A 23,858-nucleotide genomic window follows, 5' to 3' on the forward strand; every position below is an offset into this window, starting at 1 on the left:
CAAGTGCCCCAGTAGAGTGGGCGCATCGAAGATCCGGACGAGGCGCGAGGGGGCCCGGGTGGCGACGTTGGGGATGCACCGGGACTTCCTGATGGAGTTCGCGGCGCTGGAGCGCTCGGTGCAGCGGCGGGTCTTCGAGACCTTCGAGAAGTTCACCGGGGCCACCCACGCCGGCGCGCACCTGGAGAAGCTCACCCACCAGCGGGACCCGCGGATCCGGACGATCCGGATCACCGACTTCTGGCGCGGGGTCGTCCTCAAGGCCGACCGGGGCGACGGCTACCTGCTGCTCAAGGTGCTCCCCCACGACAAGGCCAACGACTGGGCGCTCAAGCACCGCGCCTCGGTGAACGCCGCCACCCAGGGCGTCGAGATCCGCAACGACGTCGCCCTGGAGCGCGCCTCCGCCTCACTGCGGGCCCGGGCCTCGGACGAGCCCCAGCGGCTGTTCGCCGACCGCTCCGACAAGGTCCTGCGCAGCCTGGGCATCGAGGAGGAGATCCTGCCGATCATCCGGCTGCTGCCCGACGAGGCGCACCTGGAGGCGCTCCACCGGGTCCTGCCGGAGCAGCAGTTCGACGTGCTGGTCGGGCTGGCCAGCGGGATGGAACCGGCCGAGATCGACCGCGAGATCGTCCAGGCGTACGCGCGGGCGGCGGACCCGGTGGGCACCGGGCGGCCCGGGGACGAACTGGTGTCGGCGATGGCCCACGCCCGCGGCCGGGTCGCCCTGGTGTCCGGGCCCGAGGAGCTCCAGGAGATCCTGGAGCGCCCCTTCGACGCCTGGCGGATCTTCCTGCACCCGGCCCAGTACCGGATCGCCTACCGGGGTTCGTACCAGGGCCCGGCCCGGGTCACCGGCGGCCCCGGGACGGGCAAGACCGTCGTCGCCCTGCACCGGGCCTACCACCTGGCCCGCCGGCTGCCCGCCGACGCCCCCGACGGGTCGGTGCTGCTCACCACCTACACCAAGGACCTGGCCGCCGAACTGGAGCGCTGCCTGGGCCTGTTGATCACCGACGCGCGGATCCGGGCCAAGGTCCGGGTGGTCACCGTCGACGCCCTGGCGAACGAGGTGCTGCGCCGCTCGCTCGGCGGCGCCCCGTTGAAGATCCTGTTCAACCAGCGTGCGGTGCTGGCCCGTTGGCGCCGGGTCGGGCAGCGGCTCGGGGTCGACTTCACCGACGTCTTCCTGGACCAGGAGTGGCGCCAGGTCGTCCTGGCCCAGGCGATCGAGAGCCCGGAGCAGTACCTCAAGGCCCCGCGGACCGGCCGGGGCACCGCGCTCGGCCCGCTGCAACGGGCCCAACTGTGGCGCACGGTGGCCGCGTTCGAGGAGGAGCTGCGGCAGAGCGGGGAGCGGACCTTCCTCCAGGTCTGCGCGCACGCCGCCCGGGCCCTCGACGAACGGGGCGAACGCCCGTTCCGGCACGTGGTGGTCGACGAGGCGCAGGACCTGCATCCCGCGCAGTGGCGCTTCCTGCGCGCGCTCGCCGCCCCCGGACCGGACGACCTGTTCCTCGCCGGCGACCCCCACCAGCGGATCTACGGCAACAAGGTCTCGCTGCGCTCGCTCGGCATCCAGGTGGTCGGCCGGTCCTCCCGGCTGCGCGTCAACTACCGCACCACGCACGAGATCCTGAGCTGGGCCGCCTCGCTGCTCACCGGCGAGCGGCCGGACGACCTGGACGGCGGCGAGGAGTCGCTGGTCGGCTACCACTCGACCCTGCACGGCGCGCAGCCCGAGGCGCACGGCCACGCCGACCAGGCCGAGGAGCTCCGGGCCCTGGTCGCCCGCATCGCGGCGTGGACCGCCTCGGGGGTCGGCCCGGAGGACATCGGCGTCGCCACCCGCACCGCCCAGCTCGGCCGCGACACGGCCCGGGCACTGGAGCAGGCCGGCACCCCGGCCCACCTGCTCGGCAGCGCGCCGGCCCCCGGCGTGCGGATCGGCACCATGCACCGGATGAAGGGGCTGGAGTTCCGCTGCGTCGCCGTGGTCGGCGTCGGCGACGCCATGGTGCCCAACGGCAACGCGCTCACCCCGGAGGACACCGACCCGCAGCAGCACCGGGAGGACCTCAACGGGGAGCTGAACCTGCTGTTCGTGGCCTGCACCCGCGCCCGCGAGGCCCTCTCCGTCTCCTGGCACGGCGCCCCCAGCCGCTTCCTCGAACCGGTCGTCCCGGCCGAACCGGCCGCCCGGGCCGAACCGGCCGCCCTGGCCGAACCGGTGGCCCGGGCCGAACCGGTCGCACTGGCCGAGCCGCTCGCCCGGGCGGAGCCGCTCGCCCGCTGACGCACGGCCCGGCCGAGGATTTGCCGGGGGTTCGGCGGGGTGGGGTAATGAGAGGCGACCGGTGTTTGGGTGTTCCCTCAGAGACCCGGGAGCGTGCGATGAGCGGTGGGCCGGAACCGATCAGTGCCGAGGGGCTGCGTGCCGTGCAGGAGGAGTTGGCGCAGCTGCGGGCGGAGCGGGGGGAGGTGGCGGCGACCCTGCGCGGGGAGGATCCGGTGGGGGACCGCGCCGACGCGGCGGACGAGTTGCAGCGGGCTTCGGACGTGACGCGGCTGGACCGGCGGATCGCCGTGCTGGAGGGGCGGCTGCGGGAGGCCGAGGCGGCCGGGCCGCCGTCCACGGACGTGATCGGGGTGGGCTCGACGGTCACCGTGCGGTTCTCGGACGGCGAGGAGGAGACCGTCGAGATCTCCGAGCTGGCCGAGGAGCGCGAGCTGACCCTGGTGACGTACGACAGCCCGCTCGGGAAGGCGCTGCTGGGCCGCCACGCCGGGGAGACGGTGAGCTACGAGACACCCGGCGGCGCGGCGAGCGCGGTCGTGCTGGCGGTGGGGGACGGCGGCTAGCCGGGGCTCAGGGCCCGTCCCGTTCGATCGGCCGCGCCGATCGGACGACTGGTACCACCTCTTTGACCTGCGACGATGCCGGACAGGACACTGGACGGGCGGCCCACCGCCGCCGGATTCCCGTCCGAGCGAACCCGTCCGAGGAGACCCCGCACGTGCGCACCGCCCGCTGGACACCGGCCGCGGCCGCCGTGGCGGTCGCCGCCTGGGGCGCGAACCAGTTCACCGCGCTGGCGAGCGTCTACCGGGTGCACACCGACTGGTCGCCGGTGTCGCTGGCCGCGATGTTCTCGGTGTACCTGGTCGGGCTGGTGCCCGGGCTGCTGCTGGGCGGCCCGGCCGCGGACCGGTACGGGCGCCGGCGCACGGTGCGGGCCGGGCTCGCCCTGTCGGCGGCCGCCAGTGCGCTGCTGGCCCTGGCGGACGAGCCGACCGGGTACGTCGCCCGGCTGGCGACCGGCTTCGCGGCCGGGCTGGTGTTCCTGGCCGGGACGACCTGGCTCCGGGAGCTCTCCGGCCCCGGGACGTCCCCGGTGGCCTCCGCGCGCCGCGCGATGTACGCCACCGGGATCGGCTTCTCGGCCGGTGCGCTGGCCTCCGGCGTCCTCTCGGAGTGGCTGCCCGATCCGACGGCCGTGCCCTGCCTCGCCCACGCCGCGGCCTGTCTGCTGGTCCTGCGGGCCACCGGCCGGCTCCCGGACACGGCCGCGGTGCGCCGCCCGGCCCGGCCCTCGGAGCACCACCGCGCGGCCGTGCGGCACCCCCGGTTCCGCTACGTCGTGCTGCCCGCCAGCCCCGCCGTACTGGGCGCCGCGACCGTCGGCTACGTGGTGCTGCCGCCGCTGGTCGCCCACCATCTGCCGGGCTACGCACCGCTGTTCAGCGGTCTGGTGGCGGCCCTGACGCTCGCCATGGGGGTGCTCGCCCAGCCCTTCGCGGCCCGGCTGGACGACGCGGGCAGCGCCCGGGCCACCCTCACCGCGATGGCGACGGTGATCGCCGGACTGCTGCTCGGCGCGCTGGCCGCCGACCGCGACTCGGTGGGACTGGTGCTGGCCGCCGCGGTCGTGCTCGGCACCGGGTACGGGCTGACCCTCGGCGCGGGCCTGCACGAGGTGGAGCGCCTCACCGCCCCGAGCGCCGACGCCGGGCGCGGCCCCGCCGGACCGACGTCCGCCGCGCTCTACCAGAGCACCACCTCCAGCGGCTTCCTCACCCCGCTGCTGCTGGCCGGTACGGCCGGGCGCGCCTCCTACCCGGCGCTGCTGGTCGGCATGGCCGGGGTGGGCCTGCTCTGCCTGGCGGTCACCGGCGTCCACAGCCGCCGCCACCTGCCCGACCCCGGCAGCCCGCCCGGCCCGGAAACGCGCGAGGATTCATCCGTACAGACCTGACCGACCGCGAGGCCGACCCGCGACCCACCCGAGGAGCCGACGACCATGGGCCGAGTGACCGTACCCCGCAGGGTCCTGCGGCTGCGCAAGGGCGTGCCCTCGCACCGCCCCGACACCCTGGCCGCCGAGGAGCCGATGGAGATCCGGGTCGGCGGCCGTCCGCTGACGGTGACCATGCGCACCCCCGGCAGCGACTTCGACCTCGCGGCCGGCTTCCTGGTCAGCGAGGGCGTGCTGCACGCCGCCGACCACCTGGCCGGGATCCGCTACTGCGCCGGGGCCACCGCCGACGGCGGCAACACCTACAACGTGGTGGACGTGGCGCTCGCGGCCGGGGTGCCGGCCCCGGACGCCTCGCTGGAGCGCAACTTCTACACCACCTCCTCCTGCGGCCTGTGCGGCAAGGCCAGCCTGGACGCGGTGCGCACCACCGCGCCGTGGAGCGTCGCGGCGGACGGGCTGCGGATCACCCCCGCACTGCTGACCGCGCTGCCCGACCGGCTGCGCGCCGCCCAGAAGGTCTTCGACAGCACCGGCGGCCTGCACGCGGCCGGACTGTTCGACGCGCAGGGCCGGCTGCTCTGCCTGCGCGAGGACGTGGGGCGGCACAACGCGGTGGACAAGGTGGTCGGCCACGCGCTGCGCGAGGGCCTGCTGCCGGCCCGGGGCACGGTGCTGATGGTCAGCGGCCGGGCCTCCTTCGAGCTGGTGCAGAAGGCGGTGATGGCCGGCATCCCGGCGCTCGCCGCCGTCTCCGCGCCGTCCTCGCTGGCGGTGGACCTGGCCGAGGAGAGCGGGCTGACGCTGGTCGGCTTCCTGCGCGGCGACTCGATGAACGTGTACACCCGCACCGACCGGATCGACCTGACCGACCCGGCCGACCTGACCGACCCGACCGGACTCCCCGACGACACCGAGGCCGAGGCCGAGGCCGGGACCGCCGCCGAGGCCGAGGCCGGGACCGCCGCCGAGGCCGAGTAGATGCTGTTCCGCCAGCTCGAGTACCTGGTCGCCCTCGCCCGCGAGCAGCACTTCGCCCGCGCCGCCCAGGCCTGCCAGGTCTCCCAGCCGGCGCTGTCCGAGGCGCTGCGCAAGCTGGAGGACGAACTGGGGGTGCTGCTGGTGCGGCGCGGCCGGGCGTACCAGGGCCTGACCCCCGAGGGCGAGCGGATCGTACGGTGGGCGCAGCGCATCCTGGCCGACCGGGACGCCCTGCGGGACGAGGTGGACGCGCTGCGCACCGGGCTGAGCGGACGGCTGCGGATCGGCTCGGTGCCGACCGCCTCGGGCGCCGTCCCGCTGCTCACCGGCCCGTTCTGCACCGCCCACCCGCTGGCCGCCGTGGAGCTGACCACCGACCTGCCCGCCGACGAACTCCTGCGCCGGGTACGGAACTTCGAGATCGACGCGGGCCTCGGCTACCTCCCGGAGCAGGGCGCCGAGGGCGTGCGCAGCCTCCCGCTCTACGAGGAGCGGTACGTCCTGCTGACCGGCCCCACCGACGGTCTCGCCGGGCGGCCGCACGCCACCTGGACGGAGGCCTCCCGGCTGCCGCTGTGCCTGCTGCACCCGGGCATGCAGGGCCGCCGGGTGCTGGACGCGGTGTTCGCGGGCCTCGGACTGGCACCGGCACCCCGGGTGGAGACCGACTCGGTGGGTTCGCTGTTCGCGCACGTGCGCACCGGCCACTGGGCGAGCGTGGTGCCGTACGCCTGGCTGCACGTGTTCGGCGTGCCGCCCGGGATGCGGGCCGTCCCGCTGGTGGAGCCGGTGCACAGCACGCCGATCGGGCTGGTGACCGCGGACCGGGAGCCGGGGTCGGTGATGGCCCGCGCCCTGCTGGAGGTGGCCCGGCGGACGGACCTGGCCGGGGTGCTGGGCGCCCTGCCGGAGAGGTAGCGGTTCGACGCGCGGGGGCCGTAGCGGTTCGACGCGCGGGGTCCGACGGCCCGGCGTAGCGTCGAGCCGGGCCCGTGAGGCCCCCACCCGCGCGACGGAAGGCGACCACCGTGACCACCTCCGACGATGCCGTCGACGGCGCCCGCCCCGAGCCGGAGGAGGTCGGCCCCGCCCCCGCCGCGCCGCCCCGCTACGCGCCGTACCACCACCCCGCCGCCGGCTGGGGCGCGGCGAAGAGCGTCACCCGCTTCCTGGCCCGCGAGGGGGCGTACCTGGACGGCCCGCGCGCGGTCATGCGGATGAACCACGAGAACACCGGCTTCGACTGCCCGGGCTGCGCCTGGCCGGACGACACCAAGGGCCTGCACCTGGACATCTGCGAGAACGGCATCAAGCACGTCACCTGGGAGATGACCCGCAAGCGGGTCGGCCGGGAGTTCTTCGCCGCGCACTCGGTGACCGAGCTGTCCGGGTGGAGCGACTTCGCCCTGGAGGACCAGGGCCGGCTCACCGAGCCGATGGTCTACGACCCGGACACCGACCACTACGTGCCGATCGGCTGGAAGGACGCGTTCGCCCTGGTCGGCCGCACCCTGCGGGGGCTGGACGACCCGAACCGGGCGGCGTTCTACACCTCCGGCCGGCTCGGCAACGAGGCGACCTTCCTGTACCAGCTGATGGCCCGCGAGCTGGGCACCAACAACCTCCCCGACTGCTCCAACATGTGCCACGAGGCCAGCGGACGGGCCCTCCAGGCGGCACTGGGCACCGGAAAGGGGACGGTCGACCTCAAGGACTGGGAGGTCACCGACGCGCTGTTCATCCTGGGCGTCAACGCGGCCTCCAACGCGCCCCGGATGCTCACCTCGCTTGCCGAGGCCTTCAAGCGCGGCGCGCAGATCGTGCACGTCAACCCGCTGGTCGAGGCGGCGGCGACCCGGACGATCATCCCGCACGACTTCACCGACATGGCGCTGAACCGGGCGACCCGCACCAGCACGCTCAACCTCCAGCCGCGGATCGGCGGCGACATGGCGCTGCTGCGCGGCATGGCGAAGGCGCTCCTGGAGCAGTCGGCGGCCGACGACGGGGCGTTGGACCGGCTGTTCATCGAGCGGCACACCAGCGGGTTCGCGGACTACCGGCGCGTCTGCGAGGAGACGCCCTGGGCGGAGCTGGAGCGCCAGAGCGGGCTGGCCCGGGCGGAGATCCTCAAGGCGGCGCGGGTCTACCGCGAGGCGGACCGCTCGATCTTCAGCTGGTGCCTGGGCGTCACCCAGCACGAGCACGGGGTGGACACCGTGCGGGAGATCGTCAACCTGCTGCTGCTGCGCGGCAACCTGGGCCGGGAGGGGGCCGGGCCCTCGCCGGTGCGCGGGCACAGCAACGTCCAGGGCAACCGCACCTGCGGGATCGACCACCGGCCGTCCGACGCCTTCCTGGACCGGCTCGGCGCGGTCTGCCGGATCGACCCGCCGCGCGCCCACGGCCTGGACACGGTCGGGACGATCGAGGCGATGCGGCGCGGCGAGGTGACCGTCTTCGTCGGCATGGGCGGCAACTTCGCGCTCGCCGCCCCGGACTCCCCCTACACCTACCAGGCCCTGCGCGCCTGCGAGTTGACCGTCCAGGTGAGCACCAAGCTGAACCGCAGCCACCTGGTGCACGGCCGCCGGGCGCTGATCCTGCCGTGCCTGGGGCGGACCGAGAAGGACCACCAGCGCGCCGGGGTGCAGTCCACCTCGGTCGAGGACTCGATGAGCATGGTGCACCTGTCGGTCGGAATGAAGCGCCCGGCCTCGCCGCACCTGCTCTCCGAGCCCGCGATCGTCGCCGGGATGGCCCGCGCGGCCCTGCCGGACAGCCCCACCCCGTGGGAGTGGTACATCGAGGACTACGACCGGATCCGCGACACCATGGCCGAAGTGCTGGACGGCTTCGAGGACTTCAACCGCCGGGTGCGGCTGCCGCTGGGCTTCCGGATCAAGCAGCCCGCCCGCGAGCTGGTCTTCCTCACCCCCTCCGGCAAGGCCGAGTTCTCCGCCGCCCCGCTGCCCGACGTCGTCCCCGCGCCGGGCACCCTGGCGCTCGGCACGATGCGCTCGCACGACCAGTGGAACACCACCATCTACTCGGACAACGACCGCTACCGGGGCGTGCAGAACCTGCGCACCCTGGTCTTCCTCAACCCGGACGACATGCGCGAGCGCGGCATCGCCGAGTTCGACCCGGTGGACATCACCAGCACCGCCCGGGACGGCTCCACCCGCTCGGTGCACGGCTACCTGGCCGTCCCGTACGACATCCCGCGCGGCTGCGCGGCCGGCTACATGCCGGAGCTGAACGTGCTGTGCGCGATCGGCGACCACAGCACCCAGAGCGACCAGCCGATCATGAAGCACCTCAAGGTGACCGTCACCAGGGCCTGACCGTCACCAAGGCCTGACCGTCACCAAGGCCTGACCGTCACCAAGGCCTGACCGTCACCAAGGCCTGACCGTCACCGGGCCCGAGGAGTGGCTACTCCGAGGGCTGGGGCGTCCAGCGGTGCAGGCCCTTGCGGTCGTAGTAGCGGGTCATCCCGAAGCCGAAGGCCAGGGCCAGCGCCGCCCCGACGGCGATCATGACCCAGCCGCGGGCCAGCCCGGCGTCCGAGCGGGCGTCGAAGAAGAGGATCGCCCGGATGCCGTCGCTCAGCTGCCGCATCGGCTCGAAGACGGCCAGGAAGCGGTAGAAGCCGGGCACCGCCTGGAGCGGGACGGTCGCCCCGGAGGACGGCAGGGCGAGCGCGATGAACACGAACATGGACACCAGCTGCCCGATCCCGCCGAACGCGGCGTTGATCGCCTGCACGCCGAGGCCGACGGCCAGGCTGGCGCAGTAGGCGAACACCCAGAGCAGCGCCTGGTGCGGGGCGTCCATGCCGAGGATCCCGACCGCGCAGAGCAGCACCAGGGAGGTGGTGACCAGCATGATCCCGGCGGTCATCAGCATCTTGAGCAGCAGGGTCTGGGTGCGGCTGATCGGGACGGTCGGGCGGCGGGTGTGCCAGGGGCCGATCTCGCTGTCGCTGTAGCCGAGCGCGGTGTCGACGCCGTTGTGGATGATGTTGCCGCCGATGAAGCCGGTCAGCACGGCGAGCAGGGTGAAGTAGAAGGCGCTCAGCCCGAGGCCGCTGTGGCTGCCGATCGGGTGGCCGACCTGGGTGGTGACGGCGAACGGGTCGGCGAGCAGCAGTCGGGCGGTGGCGCCGGTGTCCGGGCCCTGGGTGCCCGGGCCGCCCTGGGCCGGTACGGCGGCCAGCAGCCGCTGCCCGGCCGCGACCGAGGCCTGGTGGGCGGCGTTCTGGGCGATCTGGGCGGCGATCGAGGAGCCGAGGCTACCCAGGCCGGGGTTGGTGAGGACGGTGAGGGTGGGCCGGTGGGTGGCCCCGCCGGTGGCGAGCGCGGTGACGGTGGCGGTGAAGTCGGCGGGGACGAGCAGCACGCCGTAGACCTTGCCGGCGGCGAGCAGGTCGCGGGCGCCCGCGTCGTCGGTCTGGCGCCAGTGGACGGTGTCGTCCGGGGTCCCGGCCACCACGGCGCGGGCCAGCTGGGTGCCGAGGTTGACCGGCTGGCCGGGCGGGGGCGGGGCCTGGTCGGCGTTCACCAGGGCGATCGGCAGCCGGTGCAGGTGACCGCTCGGGTTGACGATGCCGCCCAGGTAGAGCAGCGAGAGCAGTGCGGCCACCAGGACGCACAGCACGCCGGGGAAGAGCCAGAGCTTCGGGCGCCGGGCGAGCGCCAGCGCCTTCGCTCGCCGGGGAGCCCCCGGAGGTCCTGCGGTCTGGGAGCCTGCGGTCGCCATGCCACCCCTCAGCTGCGTGTGCGGGTACGGATCCGGCGGGAAGTCGTTCCGTCGTCACGTGGCGCCCAAACCCGCGTCACCCGGACGGCTGTCACGCCTCGGCAAAGGTAAAGGTTCTACCAAGTGCGCAAGTATCGCGCTCCCGCCGGTCTATGCTTCTGGAGGTTTGAAGAAGGCACCTCGTTCGGTGAGGCTTCTTCACGGACACAGGCCACTGATCCGACGACGTCGAGAGACGCCCAGGGTTAGGACAGATCTTCCCGACCTAAGGGTTGATCCGAAGTGGCTTCCGGCCCGGGCGGGTCGGACACGCCGTGGAGTGCCAAAGCTCTGACGAGTTGGGGTGAACCGGTGGCCGTTCCGCGCGCCGGCGAGCTCCTTGCCGCGTCGATGACACGCACCACGGGGTGCGCCGACCGGGAGGAGGCGAGAGACATGGACTGCAGTAGTCCGGGCCACAGTAGCCCCCGCCCCCGCCTGTCCTCGTACACCTCCGGCATGCGGTAACAACCTTCCCTGCGCGCACATCAGACGGTGCGTCAGCACTGCGTCCGACGACACGTCCGCACTGCTCACCCCCGCACGCGGCTTCGCCGTGCCCGCACGCAGGGGAGTCACTGCTGCGCGCCCCCATCACCCCGCCTGTCCCGGGGTCCACGGGAGGAACGTCATGACCACCAACGCCACACTCAACTCCACAGTCCCGCAGCCGCGTTCGGCCGTGCTGGACGACGCCCACGTCGGCGACATCAAGGGTGCGCTCGGCACCATCCGCCTCGACGACGACGCACCGCGCCACGGCCTGTCGGCGAGACTCAGGACCCTGCTGGCGATCGTCGGCCCCGGCCTGATCGTGATGGTCGGCGACAACGACGCCGGTGCCTTCTCCACCTACGGCCAGGCCGGCCAGAACTACGGCACCCAACTGCTGTGGACACTGCTGATGCTGGTGCCCGTGCTGTACGTCAACCAGGAGATGGTGCTGCGCCTGGGCGCGGTCACCGGCGTCGGCCACGCCCGGCTGATCCTGGAGCGGTTCGGCAAGTTCTGGGGCGCGTTCAGCGTCATCGACCTCTTCCTGCTCAACGCCCTCACCCTGGTCACCGAGTTCATCGGCGTCACGCTCGCGGCCGGCTACCTGGGCCTGCCCAAGGTCGCCTCGGTGGTGCTGGCGGCGGCGATCATCATCGCCTCGGCCTTCACCGGTTCCTTCCAGCGCTTCGAGCGGGTCGCGGTGACCCTGTGCGTCGGCTCGCTGCTGCTGGTGCCGATCTACTTCATGGTCCACCCGAAGACCTCGCAGTTGGCCCACGACTTCGTGGTGCCGCAGATGCCGGGCGGCGCGGGCGAGTTGGCCGCGGTCATGCTGGTCATCATCTCGATCGTCGGCACCACCGTCGCCCCCTGGCAGCTGTTCTTCCAGCAGTCGTACGTCATCGACAAGCGGATCACCCCGCGCTTCATGAAGTACGAGAAGGCCGACCTCTGGATCGGCATCGCGATCGTGATCATCGGCGCCGCCGCCATGATGGGCTTCACCGCCGCCGCCTTCGCCGGCACCGACGGCTTCGGCCAGTTCTCCGACGCCGGTGCCGTCGCCAAGGGCATCGAGGACAAGGCCGGCCACCTGGCGGGCGTGCTGTTCGCGATCGCCCTGCTGGACGCCTCGATCATCGGCGCCTTCGCCGTCTCGCTCTCCACCGCCTACGCCATCGGCGACGTCCTCGGCATCAAGCACTCCCTGCACCGCGGGGTCAAGGGCGCCAAGGGCTTCTACGGCGTCTACGCGGGCCTGGTGATCGCGGCGGCCGCCATCACCCTGCTGTCCACCGGGTACCTGCAGGGCCTGATGACCCAGTTCGTCCAGGTGCTGGCCGGGGTGCTGCTGCCCTCCGCCACCGTCTTCCTGCTGCTGCTCTGCAACGACAAGGCCGTGCTCGGCCCCTGGGTGAACGGTCCCAGGACCAACGCCTTCACCGCCGCCGTGGTCGGCATCCTGGTCACCCTCTCGCTGATCCTCACCGCGGCCGTCGTCTGGCCGGAGATCAGCTCGGACGCGATCCTGCGGATCATGGCCGGCTGCGGGGTGGCGGGCGTCCTGGTCGCCGGGTACTCCTTCCTCTCCGGCCGCCGCGGCACCAAGGAGGACCCGATCGACCGCACCGGCCGGGAGAACTGGCGGATGCCCCCGCTGGAAACCCTGGAGAAGCCGGTGATGTCCACCGCCCGCAAGATCGGCATGGGCGCCCTGCGGGCCTACCTGCTGGTCGCGATGGTGATGGTGATCGTCAAGATCGTGCAGACCGCGCTGAACCACTGACCTGAGCCACCCCACCGACTCTCCTCCCCCCCTCTCACTTCGACTCTCACTTCGACTCTCACTTCGACTCTCACTTCGACTCTCACTTCGACCCGACGAAGGAGCATCCGCCATGGCCGTGCGCTACCGCAGGCTCGACGCCATCTTCTCGGACCACACCACCGCCGCCCCCGCCCCGGCCCCACGGCCCGTCCCCAGCCCGGACCCCGGCCTGGTGGTCGACCCGGAGCAGCGCACCGTCACCGTCGACGGCCATCAACTCGACCTTCCCTACCTGGAGTTCGAGCTGCTCGCCCACCTGGTCGGCAACCCGCTGCGGGTGCACTCCCGCCGCCAGCTGATGGAGTCCGTCTGGGGCCGGCCCGACACCGGCGACACCCGCACCATCGCCACCCACATCGCCCGGATCCGCCGCAAGCTCGGCCCCGGCCACCGGGAGGCGATCGCCACCGTCCGCCAGATCGGCTACAAGTACGACCCCCGGCTGGTCCGCGCCGCCTGAGGCCGGCCCCGCCGCAGCACCGCCGACACCACCGGAGGAGGACACCGCATGACCAGAACCGCCCTGTTCCCCTGGACCGGCCGAGGTACGGCGCTCTGTGTCGCCATGCTCCTCCTGGCCCTCCAGGTCGCCGCCCTCGGCGTCGCCCCGGCCCCGCTGCGCCTGTTCCTCTCCGGCGTGCTCATCGGCGGCTCCGCCGTCGGGCTGCTGCTCGCCCTGCTGCTGGCCCACAGCCGGCAGCGGGCGGGCCGGCCGCCCACCGGCCGCGCCGGTGCCCTCGGGGAGGACGACGCCCAGTGGTTCAGCGCCCGCTCGCTGGAGGGCTTCCCGATGGAGCAGGTCCGCCCGCTCCTGCTCGGCCCCGACGCCCCCGGCCTCAACCGGCTCTACACCGCCTGGGTGTTCGCCACCCACGGGCACGACCCCCAGTGGATCGCCGACCACCTCGGCCTGCCCACCCCGACCGCCCGGCTGCTGGTCACCGCCGCCCGGCAGCAGACCCGATAGGAGGCCGCAGTGATCACGGCTCTCGACCACGTCCAGCTCTCCGCGCCGCCCGGCAGCGAGGCCCTGCTGCGCGCCGAGGAGCGGGCCGCCTGAGCGGCGGGCCGGCACACGGGTTCATTTGCGTACGGACGTCAGAAGGGAGCAGACTGCCCGGGTTTGCGCGCCGGAGGTCCCCGCCATGTCCTTCCCGTCCCTCCCGAAGTCCGCCCCGGGCCCGCCCCGGGGCCCACTGCCGCCCCGGACGAGCCGCCTGGCCCGGGCGGGCTGGGCGGACGTGGTCGTGGCCGCGGCCGTCCTGGTCCTGCTCTACCTCGCCCTGCGGGTCGGACAGGGCACCACCGTACGGTTCTCCACCGCGCGCGACGCCGCCGTGGACACCGACCCGGTCCGGCTGCCCTACGACGCGGCGCGCTCGCTGCTGCGGATGTTCGCCGCGCTGGTCCTCTCGATCGGCTTCACCTTCGGCTACGCCTACGCCGCCGCCCGCAGCCGCCGGCTGGAACGGGTGCTGATCCCCGCGCTGGACATCCTCCAGTCGGTGCCGGTGCTCGCCTTCCTGACCGTGGCCGTCACCGGCTTCCTCGCCCTGTTCCCCGGCTCCGAACTCGGCCTGGAGTGCGCGGCCGTGTTCGCCATCTTCACGTCCCAGGCGTGGAACATGACCTTCGGCTTCTACCACTCGCTGGTCGCGCTGCCGCGCGAACTCGACGAGCTGTCCCGCTCCTTCCGGTTCGGCCGGTGGATGCGCTTCTGGAAGGTCGAACTGCCCTCCGGCATGATCGGCCTGGTCTGGAACGGCATGCTCAGCTTCGGCGGCGGCTGGTTCTTCCTGGTCGCCTCCGAGGCGATCAGCGTCGACAACCAGCGCTACGCCCTGCCCGGGGTCGGCTCCTACGCGGGCGCCGCCATCGCCGCCGGCGACCTCGGCCGGGTCGGCTGGGCGATCGCCACCATGGCCGTCCTGGTCCTCGGCGTGAACTTCCTGTTCTGGCGGCCGCTCACCGCCTGGGCCGAACGCTTCAAGAACGAGCAGTCCGAGGCCACCGAGGTGCAACGCTCCGTCGTACTCGCCCTGCTGCGCCGCTCCCGGCTGCCCCGCCTGCTCGGCCGGGTGCTGCGCCCGCTCGGCCGGGCCCTGAACCGGGCCGGACGGGTCTTCGGCACCGACGACCGGCCGCTCGCCGTCAGCCGCGCCCGGCAGCGCACCGGCGACCTCCTGTTCGCCGCCGTCTCCGGCGGCATCGTGCTCTGGGGCCTGGTCGACCTCGGCCGCTACCTCGCCGGAACCACCGGCCTCGGCGTCTTCGGCGAGCCCCTGCTGCTCGGCCTCGCCACCCTGGCCCGGGTCGTGGTGCTGGTCGCGGTCGCCACCGTCGTCTGGGTGCCGATCGGCGTGCGGATCGGCTTCTCCCCCCGACTGACCAGGATCGCCCAGCCCCTGGTCCAGGTGCTCGCCAGCTTCCCCGCCAACTTCCTTTTCCCGCTGGTGGTCTGGCTGCTGCTGCGCACCGGCCTGTCGATCGACCTCGGCGGCGTGCTGCTGATGGCCCTCGGCGCCCAGTGGTACATCCTGTTCAACGCCATCGCCGGTGCCATGGCCATCCCGAGCGACCTGCGCGAGGCCATGGACAACCTCGGCGTGCGCGGCCTGCAACGCTGGCGGCGGCTGATCGCCCCCGGGATCTTCCCGGCGTACGTCACCGGCGGCATCACCGCCTCCGGCGGCGCCTGGAACGCCTCCATCGTCTCCGAGGTGGTCGCCTTCGGCGGCACCACCCTCACCGCCACCGGCCTCGGCGCGTACATCGCCCGCGCCACCGAACGCGGCGACCACCCGCACCTGCTCGCCGGGGTCGCGGTGATGAGCCTGTACGTCGTCGCCCTCAACCGCCTGGTCTGGCGCCGGTTGTACCGGCTGGCCGAACGCCGCTACTCGCTCCAGTGAGGTTCCCCCCGATGCGCTTCCCGTTCTCCTCCCGCCCCGCCCCCGCCCCCGCGGTCGCCGTCGCCCAGCCCGCCGTGGCGGACGGCGCGATCCTGCTGGAGACCGTCGGCCTCACCAAGTCGTACGCCGGCGCCGACGGCGAACTCCCGGTGCTCTCCGGGATCGACCTCACCGTCCGGGCCGGCGAGATCGTCGCCCTGCTCGGCCGCTCCGGCTCCGGCAAGTCCACCCTGCTGCGCTGCCTGGCCGGCCTGCTGCCGCCCAGCTCCGGCACCGTCCGCTACCGCGGCACCCCCCTCACCGGCGCCAACCCCGGCACCGCGCTCGTCTTCCAGACCTTCGCCCTGCTGCCCTGGCTGACCGTCCGGCAGAACGTCGAACTCGGCCTGGAGGCCCGTGGGGTGCCCCCGCGCGAGCGCGCCCGGGCCGCCGACCAGGCCATCGACCTGATCGGCCTGACCGGCTTCGAGAACGCCTACCCCAAGGAGCTCTCCGGCGGCATGCGCCAGCGCGTCGGCTTCGCCCGGGCCCTGGTCGTCGAACCCGACGTGCTGATGATGGACGAACCGTTCTCCGCGCTCGACGTGCTCACCGCCGAGAACCTGCGCGGCGAACTCATGGAACTGTGGGACTCCGGACAGTTCCCCACCCGCGCCGTCGTCCTGGTCACCCACAACATCGAGGAGGCGGTGCTGATGGCCGACCGCGTCGTCGTCCTCGGCTCCCGCCCGTACGGCACCATCCGGGAGACCGTCGAGGTCGACCTGGAACGGCCGCGCGACCGCGACTCCGCCGCCTTCGACGAACTCGTCGACCGGGTCTACCGGATCATGACCGGCCGGCCCAAGGACCCCCGGGCCGCCGGCCGGCCCGAACCCGGCCGTACCGAGCCGGGACCCACCGGACCGGACGGCCCCGACTCGGACCGAGTCGACCCGGAGCGCCCTGACCGCCGGACCGTCGCCAACACCCCGCTGCCCAGCGCCAGCGTGGACGGCCTCTCCGGCCTCGCCGAGATGATCGCCCACCGCGCCGGCCGCTGCGACCTCGCCGACCTCGCCGACCAACTCGGCCTCGACATCGACGACATGCTCCCCCAGGTCGACGCCCTCGACCTGCTCGGCTTCGCCGAGATCCACGGCGACGACCTCCTGCTCACCGAGGACGGCACCGCCTTCGCCCGCGCCGACGTCCAGGACTCCCGCGCCCTCTTCGCCGACGCCGCCCTCGACGTCCCCCTGGTCAAGCTGATCGCCAACAGCCTCGGCGGCGCACCCGGCGCCACCGTCCGCGCCGGCTTCTTCCGCGACCTCCTCGCCCACCACTACACCAGCGAACAGGTCGACCGGCAGCTGGAGACCGCCACCGACTGGGGCCGCTACGCGGGCCTGTTCGGCTACGACGCGGCCCGGCAGGAATACCGGTCGGAGGAGGCGTAGGGCGGGGACAATGCCGTGTAATGCCGTGGAACTCCCTTACGTCGACCGGATGGAGCACACCTTGACACTGATCAGGCGTCACTTCCTGGGCGCGGTCGGCGCGGCAGGCGCGGTCGGCGCGGTGGGGCTCGCGCCGTACTCGGCGCCGGTCGCGGCCGCCGCTGCGCCGCAGGACCACGAGCGCTTCATGGCGGCGGCGATCGAGGAGGGGCGCAGGAACCAGCGCTACCCCTTCGGGGCGGTGATCGTCCGCTCGGGCCGGGTGGTGGCCCGGGGCACCGCCTCAGCGGACACCCCGACCCAGCACGGCGAGATGGTCGCCATCGACGACTACGGGCAGCCCTACGGCAGCCCCGAATGGGGCGGCACCGCCCTGTACACCACCGCCGAGCCCTGCCCGATGTGCATGAGCGCCTGCGCCTGGGCCGGGATCGGGCAGGTCGTGTGGGCGACCTCGATCGAGGGGCTGCGCCGCACCGGCCTCGACCAGATCGACCTGTCCGCCGTCGCCGTGGCCAAGGCCGCCGGGTCCTTCTACCACCCGCAGCTGCTGCTCGGCGGGGTGCTGGCGGCCGAGACCGACGAACTGTTCCGCCGCGCCCAGGTCATCCGCAACGGCGGCGGCGAGGACGGGTCGTAGGGCAGGTCGTAGGACGGGAAGGGCCCCGGCTCAGCCCGTCGGGCCGGTCGCCGGGCGGCGGCGCACCCCCCGGACGGCGCGGGCGGCGCGGGCGGCCCGGGCGAAGGGCTGCTCCGCCGTGTCGGCGGCCGGGGCCGCGCCACCGTCACCACCACGGCCGTCACCACCGCTGCGGTCCGGCAGGTCGTTGGCGATCACGGCGGCCTCGATCAGCAGCCCGCGCACCTCGGTGGCGCGGTAGAAGATCCGCGTCCCTTCCCGGCGGGCCACCACCAGCCCCGCCGCCCGCAGCTTCGCCAGGTGCTGCGAGGTGGCCGCCACGTGCGCACCCAACAGCTCGGCCAGCTCGCTGACCGGCAGCTCCCGGCGGCTCAACGCCCACAGCAGCCGGTACCGCGACGGATCGGCCACCGCCTTCAGCACCGCCACCGCCCGCTCGGCCGCATCCGCGTCCCAGGCCTCGTCCTTCGCACCACCCATACGGCGATCGTACCGACGCCCGCCCCACCCCCACCCCCAGCAACCACCCCCACCGCCCCACACCAGAAGTCGACCCCGCCGACTTTCCGTGCCCACCCCACCGGCCCCCGACCCCAGAAGTCAGCCCCGCCGACCTCCAGGCCCAACGGCACGAAGGCCCACCCACAGGCCAGCCCGCCGACCTCCCGCGCCCAGCGACAGAAGCGCCCCGCACCAAAGGTCGACCCCACCGACTTCTCACGCCCAACAGCAGAACGCCAGCCCAACCAACCCTCCGGCCCCGCCAGGCCAACCCGGCCCGACACCAGAAGTCGACCCCGCCGCCTTTCTGTGCCCACCCAACCGGCCCCCGACCCCAGAAGTCGGGCCCGCCGACTTCCCACGCTCAACGGCAGGAAGACCCGCCCCAGCAGTCAGCCCGGGCGGCCCTCCGGCTCCGCCGGGCCAACCTGACCCCGCACGAGAAGTCGGGCCCGCCGACTTTCCGTGCCCAAAGGCAGAACGCCCGCCCCACCAGCCAGCCCGGGCGACCTTCCACCCCCGCCGGGCCAACCTGGCCCCGCACCAAAAGTCGACTCCACCGACTTTCCGTGCCCACCCCCGGCCCTCGACCTCAGAAGTCGGCCCCGCCGACTTCCCACGCCCAACAGCAGGAAGACCCGCCCCAGCAGCCAGCCCGGGCGGCCCTCCGGCTCCGCCGGGCCAACCTGGCCCCGCACCAGAAGTCGGGCCCGCCGACTTTCTGTGCCCACCCAACCGGCCCCCCGACCTCAGAGGTCGGGCCCGCCGACTTCCCACGCCCAACAGCAGAGAACCCCCATCAGAGGCCACCCCGCCGACATCCCACGCCCAGCGACACAAGGGCCCCGCACCAGAAGTCGACCCCACCGACTTTCCGTGCCCAACAGCAGAACGCCAGCCCAACCAACCCTCCGGCCCCGCCGGGCCAACCCGGCCGCGCACCAGAAGTCGGGCCCGCCGACTTTCTGTGCCCACCCAGCCGGCCCCCCGACCTCAGAGGTCGGGCCCGCCGACTTCCCACGTCCAACGGCAGAGAGCCCCCCGTCAGAGGCCGGCCCGACCTTCTGCGCCCGGCCCCTGGACCGGAAGGCGGGCCCGGCGACCTTGTGTGGGCTACTCCGGGCGGGTTCCGTTCAGGTAGGCGAGTACGGCCAGGACGCGGCGGTTGTCGTCGTCGGAGGCGCCGAGGCCGAGCTTGGCGAAGATGTTGGAGGTGTGCTTGCTGACCGCGCCCTCGCTGAAGTGGAGCCGCTGGGCGATCGCGGCGTTGGAGCGGCCCTCGGCCATCATCGCGAGCACGTCGCGTTCGCGCGGGGTCAGCATCGCGAGCGGCTCGTCGTAGGCGTTGCGGGCCAGCAGGCGGGTGATGACCTGGGGGTCCATGACGGTGCCGCCGGCCGCGACGGTGTGGACGGCGTCCACGAACTGGTCGGCCTTGGAGACCCGGTCCTTGAGCAGGTAGCCGACGCCGCCCGCGCCGTCGGCGATCAGCTCCCGGGCGTAGAGCTGCTCGACGTGCTGGGAGAGCACCAGCACCGGTAGGCCGGGCTGTTCCCGGCGGGCCGCCAGCGCGGCCTGGAGGCCCTCGTCGGAGTAGGTGGGGGGCAGCCGGACGTCGACCACGGCGATGTCGGGGCGGTACTCTGCCAGCGCGGCGGACAGTTCCGGCCCGCTCTCCACGGCGGCGACGATGTCGTGGCCGTGGGCGCTCAGCAGGAGTTCGAGTCCGTCCCTCAGCAGGACGAGGTCCTCGGCGAGGACAACACGCACGGCAGCTCCATGATCAGCCTGGTCGGGCCCCCCGGGGGGCTGGTCAGCGTGAGCGTACCGTCGAACACCGCCAGCCTGCGCTGGATGCCCCGCAGGCCGCTGCCGCCCTCCGGGTCGGCGCCGCCCCGGCCGTCGTCGGCGACCTCGGCGCGCAGCAGTCCGGCGGCGTGGGTGAGTTCCACCGTGGCGTGCCGGGCGTCGCCGTGCTTGACCGCGTTGGTGAGCGCCTCGCTGACCGCGAAGTACACCGCCGACTCCACCGGCGCCTCGGCCCGGCCGGGCAGTTCGGCCCGGACCTCGACCTTCAACGGCACGTCCAGCGCGAGCGCCCGGATCCCTTCGGCGAGGCCGCGCTCGGCGAGCACCGGCGGGTGGATGCCGCGCACCAGGTCGCGCAGCTCCTGCAGGGCCTGGGTGACGTTCTCCTGAGCGTCCGTCACCACCTGCTTCGCCTTCTCCGGGTCCCGGTCGATCAGCGGTACCACCGCGCCGAGCCGCAGGCTGACGGCGACCAGCCGGGCCTGGGCGCCGTCGTGCAGGTCCCGTTCGATCCGGCGCAGCTCGGCGGCCTGGGCCTCGGTGGCGTCCAGCCGGATCTCGGTGAGCTGCTCGACCCGATGGGCCAGCCGGGAGCGCTCGGTGGGGCCGAGCAGGGAGCGGGTCCACCGGCCGTGCAGGTGCAGCGCGGGCCCGGCGAGGGCGAGACCGGCGGACACCAGGACCAGGCCGAGCAGCGGTCCGAGCAGCCCGGGCAGCGGCAACAGGCCGTAGCCGGGGCCGGGTTCGGGCAGTACGGGCTGCGCCAGCCCGTACAGGCCGTAGCCGGTCAGCAGGACGGGCGTGGCCGCGATGCCGCCGCCGATCAGCGGGTCGACCAGCAGCCAGCCGGCGTCCCGCCAGGTCGCCGGGTCGTTCCAGAGCCAGCGGAGCTTGAGTGCGAAGCCCGCGAACCAGCGGTTCTTGTGGTAGTCGTGGCCGGTCCAGAACCAGCCGTGCAGGGTGCGTTCCAGCGCCGGGCGCGGCACGTACGGCACCGGTACGGGCACCTGCGACCAGTGGCCGGAGGCCCAGCGGGCGGCCGTGGCGGCGGAGCGGACCACCCGGGTCGTCACCGGGAACAGCGGGACCATCCCGGCACCGACCCAGAGCAGGAACGAGACCAGGAAGAGCACGGCCAGCACGGCGCCGACCGGGATCAGCAGGGTGAAGACGGCGAGGCGGCCGAGCGCCCGGAGGGCGGTGCGCAGCGCCTCGGCGCCTCGGGACTGCGGGGTGCTCACGGGGTGGGCCTCCGGTCGGCTCGACGGTTCTGTGCTGTGCCCTGCTGTGCTGTGCTGTGCTGTGCTGTGCTGGACGATCATGATGGCAGCCCGGCAACCGGCCCGGCTCACCCGCCGGTTGCCCGCTCGGCCGCCTGCTTGGCCCGGATCAGCCGGTACACCCCCACGAAGCACCCCGTCCCCAGCAGGATGAACCCCGACGCGACCGGCACCTGCCAGGCGGGCGGCAGGTACAGGGCCAGGAACCAGCTCCGATCGGCCGGCGCGAGCAGCGACAGGGCCAGCGCCACCCCGCCCTGCGGGGCCGTGCTCAGCACCCCGGCCGTGACCAGCAGCCCGGCGGCCGCGGTCCGGCGGCGGGAGAGGCGGTCCAGCAGGTCCTGCTCCTCCGGCGAGCGGTCCGCGGACCCGGCCGCCCGACGGACGCCCTTGCGCATCACGTCCAGCAGTTCCGGCCCGCGCGTCTCCAGCCGGTGCCGGGCCGCCCGGCCCATCCACCAGGCGTACAGCAGCCCGGTGGCCAGGCCGACCGCCGTCCCGCCCCAGCGCAGCGGCGCGCAGTGCAGCAGCGTCCCGGCCAGCACCACGCCGGTGGCCGGCAGCGCGGCGAACAGCTGGAGCAGCAGGACGGCGAGGCTCTGCATCCGGACCTGGTCGCCGCTCTCGTCGCTGAACCCGTCCAGCGGGTTGCCGCCCGGCCGGTCCGGGAACGGTGCCGGGCCGAGCAGCGACATCAGCGGCACCAGCCCGGCCCCCGCACCGAGCACAGCCGGCAGGGCGGCCAGCAGCCAGGGCCAGGCCCAGCCGTTCGGGGCGGCGACCGTCCCGGCGACGCTGAGCAGCAGCGCGGCCGGGCCGACCAGCAGCAGCCAGGCCGACTGCCGGGCCCGGACGTCGATCCGCTCCGCGCCGGGGGCGACCAGGGTCAGCCACAGGGCTCCGGCATCCAGGCCGTACAGGCTGGAGCCGAGCGCGCCGGCGTACAGCGCCAGGACCACGCCCATCCACGGCAGTACGGTCGGGAAGCCGCCGAGCACCGGCAGCAGGCCGGTGAACAGGCCGGTCCACAGGGCGATCCGGAGGAAGCGGGCCCGGCGTGGGTCGCGCACCCACAGGCGCAGCTCCTTGCCGAGGACGGCGGCCCCGGGGGTGTCCGGGAGGAGCCGCGGGCGGCCGCGCCGACGGACGGCGGGCCGTCCGCCGCCCGCCGTACCGCGCACCAACTGCCGGGCCAGCAGGGCCGTCCAGGCGGCGAACAGCAGCCCGCACAGGGCGAGCAGTCCGCCCAGGCAGGCGCCGACCAGGGCCCAGTCGGAGCGCCGGGCGGCGTCCACGGCGACCACCGACCAGCCGGAGGGCAGGACGCGCACCAGCGTGCCGACGGTCGGGGCCCAGTGGCCGCCCAGCAGGTCGAGGAAGAAGGCGATCCCGAACCAGCCGGTGTTCAGGAACCCGCACACCAGGCCGACCAGCAGCGCCGACAGCTCCCAGCCGAGCCGCGACCGGGCCACTCTGCCCAGGCCCTGCACGCCGAGCTTGGCGAGCACCACCACGAACAGCAGCTGGAGCAGCATGGCGGGCACGGCCACCAGCGCGGGCAGCAGCCCCAGCCCGGCACCGAACACCACCAGCACGGCGAAGGCGACCAGGGCGACCGCCGGGGTGACGCCGACGAACGAGGCGGCCAGCAGGCCCAGCGCGAGCCGACGCGGGGGCTGGGGCACCAGCGCGAAGTACGACAGCCGCAGGGTCGGGTCCCCGCCGGTGAGGGTCGGCCCGACCGCCCAGCCGACCGTCCAGACCAGCAGCACCAGGGCGATCGTGCCCACCCCGGCCTCCGGTACCGGGAAGTCCACCAGGCCCAGCAGCGCCGTGCCCACCGCCGCCAGGGCGCCGCACACCCCGCCCGCGATCAGGCTCGCGGCCCGCGGGCCGGACATCGACCGCCGCAGCACGGCCAGCTTCATCCCGGTCAGCACGGCGGCGGGGTTCGGCACACCTGCGGGGTCGAGCACACGCCCGGGATCCAGGACACCCCCGGACCTCATGACGCCAGCCACGACAGCCCCTCCTCCCCACCGGTCCGGCCACCGACCAGCTCGACGAAGACGTCCTCCAGCCCCCGCCCGGCCCGCACCTCCGCCACCGGCCCGGCCGCCAGCACCCGGCCCCCGGCGATCACCCCGACGTGGTCGCAGAACTGCTCCACCAGCGCCATCACATGGCTGGAGAACACCACCGAGCCGCCCGAGGCGACGAAGCGCCGCAGGATCGCCCGGATCGTCGCCGCCGACACCGGGTCGACCGCCTCGAAGGGCTCGTCCAGCACCAGCAGCCGCGGCGCGTGCAGCAGCGCCGTCGCCAGGCCGATCTTCTTGCGCATCCCGGTCGAGTAGTCGATCACCGGGGTGTCCCCGGCCCCGTCCAGCTCCAGCACGGCCAGCAGCTCCGCCGCCCGCGCGTCCACCGTCGCACCCGGCAGCCCGCGCAACCGCCCCAGATAGTGCAGCAGTTCGGGACCGCTCAGCCGCTCCGGCAGCATCATCCCGTCCGGCAGCACCCCCACCAGCGCCTTGGCCCGCACCGGGTCGCTCCACACGTCGACCCCGAGGATCGCCGAACTCCCGGCGTCCGGGCGCAGCAGCCCGACCGCCATCGACAGCGCGGTGGTCTTCCCCGCCCCGTTCGGGCCGACCAGCCCGTAGAACGAGCCGCTCGGCACCACCAGGTCCACCCCGTCCACGGCCACGTGCGCCCCGAACCGCTTCCGCAGCCCCGACAGCCGCAGCGCCGGCTGCACCGATCCCCGCACGGTGTCCTCCCCCGTCTCACCACCACCCGCCCCGGAGGCGGCTCGTGATCGAATCTAGGGACGCCGCCCCGCCCGCAGAATCCACCTGCACCCCGGACCGGGGTGGGCCTGGCCCCACCCCCACCCGGCAGACGAAAG

Annotated in this window: 18 protein-coding genes and 1 riboswitch; of the genes, 12 read left to right on the plus strand and 6 right to left on the minus strand. The window is 73.8% G+C overall.

What is annotated here, in order from left to right; all coding sequences use genetic code 11:
* Positions 1-58: 58 nt before the first annotated feature.
* From ACIQWA_RS05855 to ACIQWA_RS05880, 6 genes are all read left to right on the plus strand, one after another.
* Positions 59-2,299, plus strand: a complete 2,241-nt coding sequence (locus ACIQWA_RS05855; RefSeq protein ID WP_402478621.1) for a UvrD-helicase domain-containing protein — start codon at positions 59-61, stop codon at positions 2,297-2,299.
* A gap of 98 nt (positions 2,300-2,397) precedes the next feature.
* Complete coding sequence (locus ACIQWA_RS05860; RefSeq protein WP_402478624.1) at positions 2,398-2,865, plus strand: GreA/GreB family elongation factor; 468 nt, start codon at positions 2,398-2,400, stop codon at positions 2,863-2,865.
* A 155-nt stretch (positions 2,866-3,020) separates the two neighbouring features.
* Positions 3,021-4,259, plus strand: coding sequence for an MFS transporter (locus tag ACIQWA_RS05865; RefSeq protein WP_402478627.1), 1,239 nt, complete (start codon positions 3,021-3,023; stop codon positions 4,257-4,259).
* Positions 4,260-4,304: 45 nt separating this feature from the next.
* A complete protein-coding gene (gene fdhD, locus ACIQWA_RS05870) occupies positions 4,305-5,240 on the plus strand; it encodes a formate dehydrogenase accessory sulfurtransferase FdhD (protein WP_402478630.1) in 936 nt (311 codons plus the stop codon).
* Positions 5,241-6,158: a LysR family transcriptional regulator gene (locus ACIQWA_RS05875; protein WP_402478632.1), complete on the plus strand. Its 918-nt coding sequence runs from the start codon at positions 5,241-5,243 to the stop codon at positions 6,156-6,158.
* Between the two features lie 110 nt (positions 6,159-6,268).
* The gene (locus ACIQWA_RS05880) at positions 6,269-8,587 is read left to right on the plus strand and encodes an FdhF/YdeP family oxidoreductase (RefSeq protein ID WP_402478636.1); all 2,319 of its coding nucleotides are present in this window, start codon (positions 6,269-6,271) and stop codon (positions 8,585-8,587) included.
* A 91-nt stretch (positions 8,588-8,678) separates the two neighbouring features.
* On the opposite strand, the gene ACIQWA_RS05885 is transcribed toward ACIQWA_RS05880, so the two are convergent.
* Positions 8,679-10,004, minus strand: coding sequence for a YhgE/Pip domain-containing protein (locus tag ACIQWA_RS05885; RefSeq protein ID WP_402478639.1), 1,326 nt, complete (start codon positions 10,002-10,004; stop codon positions 8,679-8,681).
* 172 nt (positions 10,005-10,176) lie between these two features.
* Positions 10,177-10,354: riboswitch (M-box (ykoK) riboswitch) on the plus strand.
* A 320-nt stretch (positions 10,355-10,674) separates the two neighbouring features.
* On the opposite strand from ACIQWA_RS05885, the gene ACIQWA_RS05890 reads away from it, so the two are divergent.
* The 6 genes from ACIQWA_RS05890 (at position 10,675) to ACIQWA_RS05915 (ending at position 17,357) form a co-directional block, all read left to right on the plus strand.
* A complete protein-coding gene (locus ACIQWA_RS05890; RefSeq protein ID WP_402478642.1) occupies positions 10,675-12,324 on the plus strand; it encodes an NRAMP family divalent metal transporter in 1,650 nt (549 codons plus the stop codon).
* Positions 12,325-12,436: 112 nt separating this feature from the next.
* Positions 12,437-12,826, plus strand: a complete 390-nt coding sequence (locus ACIQWA_RS05895) for a winged helix-turn-helix domain-containing protein (protein ID WP_402478645.1) — start codon at positions 12,437-12,439, stop codon at positions 12,824-12,826.
* 48 nt (positions 12,827-12,874) lie between these two features.
* Positions 12,875-13,333 carry a hypothetical protein gene (locus ACIQWA_RS05900; RefSeq protein WP_402478647.1) on the plus strand — a complete coding sequence of 153 codons (459 nt, stop codon included), beginning with the start codon at positions 12,875-12,877 and terminating at the stop codon, positions 13,331-13,333.
* Between the two features lie 178 nt (positions 13,334-13,511).
* Positions 13,512-15,278, plus strand: a complete 1,767-nt coding sequence (locus ACIQWA_RS05905; RefSeq protein ID WP_402478650.1) for an ABC transporter permease — start codon at positions 13,512-13,514, stop codon at positions 15,276-15,278.
* An 11-nt stretch (positions 15,279-15,289) separates the two neighbouring features.
* Positions 15,290-16,717, plus strand: a complete 1,428-nt coding sequence (locus ACIQWA_RS05910) for a nitrate/sulfonate/bicarbonate ABC transporter ATP-binding protein (RefSeq protein WP_402478653.1) — start codon at positions 15,290-15,292, stop codon at positions 16,715-16,717.
* Between the two features lie 61 nt (positions 16,718-16,778).
* Positions 16,779-17,357, plus strand: a complete 579-nt coding sequence (locus ACIQWA_RS05915; protein ID WP_402478655.1) for a nucleoside deaminase — start codon at positions 16,779-16,781, stop codon at positions 17,355-17,357.
* Positions 17,358-17,387: 30 nt separating this feature from the next.
* Here ACIQWA_RS05915 and ACIQWA_RS05920 read toward each other — a convergent pair whose 3' ends face one another.
* The 5 genes from ACIQWA_RS05920 to ACIQWA_RS05940 form a co-directional block, all read right to left on the minus strand.
* Positions 17,388-17,837, minus strand: coding sequence for an ArsR/SmtB family transcription factor (locus ACIQWA_RS05920; RefSeq protein ID WP_402478657.1), 450 nt, complete (start codon positions 17,835-17,837; stop codon positions 17,388-17,390).
* Between the two features lie 1,134 nt (positions 17,838-18,971).
* Positions 18,972-19,628, minus strand: coding sequence for a LuxR C-terminal-related transcriptional regulator (locus ACIQWA_RS05925; RefSeq protein ID WP_402478659.1), 657 nt, complete (start codon positions 19,626-19,628; stop codon positions 18,972-18,974).
* Positions 19,592-20,908, minus strand: a complete 1,317-nt coding sequence (locus ACIQWA_RS05930; RefSeq protein ID WP_402478660.1) for a sensor histidine kinase — start codon at positions 20,906-20,908, stop codon at positions 19,592-19,594. The genes ACIQWA_RS05925 and ACIQWA_RS05930 overlap by 37 nt, the downstream gene beginning before the upstream one ends.
* Positions 20,909-21,015: 107 nt before the next feature.
* Positions 21,016-22,923 carry a hypothetical protein gene (locus tag ACIQWA_RS05935; RefSeq protein WP_402478663.1) on the minus strand — a complete coding sequence of 636 codons (1,908 nt, stop codon included), beginning with the start codon at positions 22,921-22,923 and terminating at the stop codon, positions 21,016-21,018.
* Positions 22,924-22,952: 29 nt separating this feature from the next.
* Positions 22,953-23,720 carry an ABC transporter ATP-binding protein gene (locus ACIQWA_RS05940; protein WP_402478666.1) on the minus strand — a complete coding sequence of 256 codons (768 nt, stop codon included), beginning with the start codon at positions 23,718-23,720 and terminating at the stop codon, positions 22,953-22,955.
* Between the last annotated feature and the right edge of the window lie 138 nt (positions 23,721-23,858).

The sequence above is a fragment of the Kitasatospora sp. NPDC098652 genome, from assembly GCF_044760155.1.
Lineage (GTDB): Bacteria > Actinomycetota > Actinomycetes > Streptomycetales > Streptomycetaceae > Kitasatospora.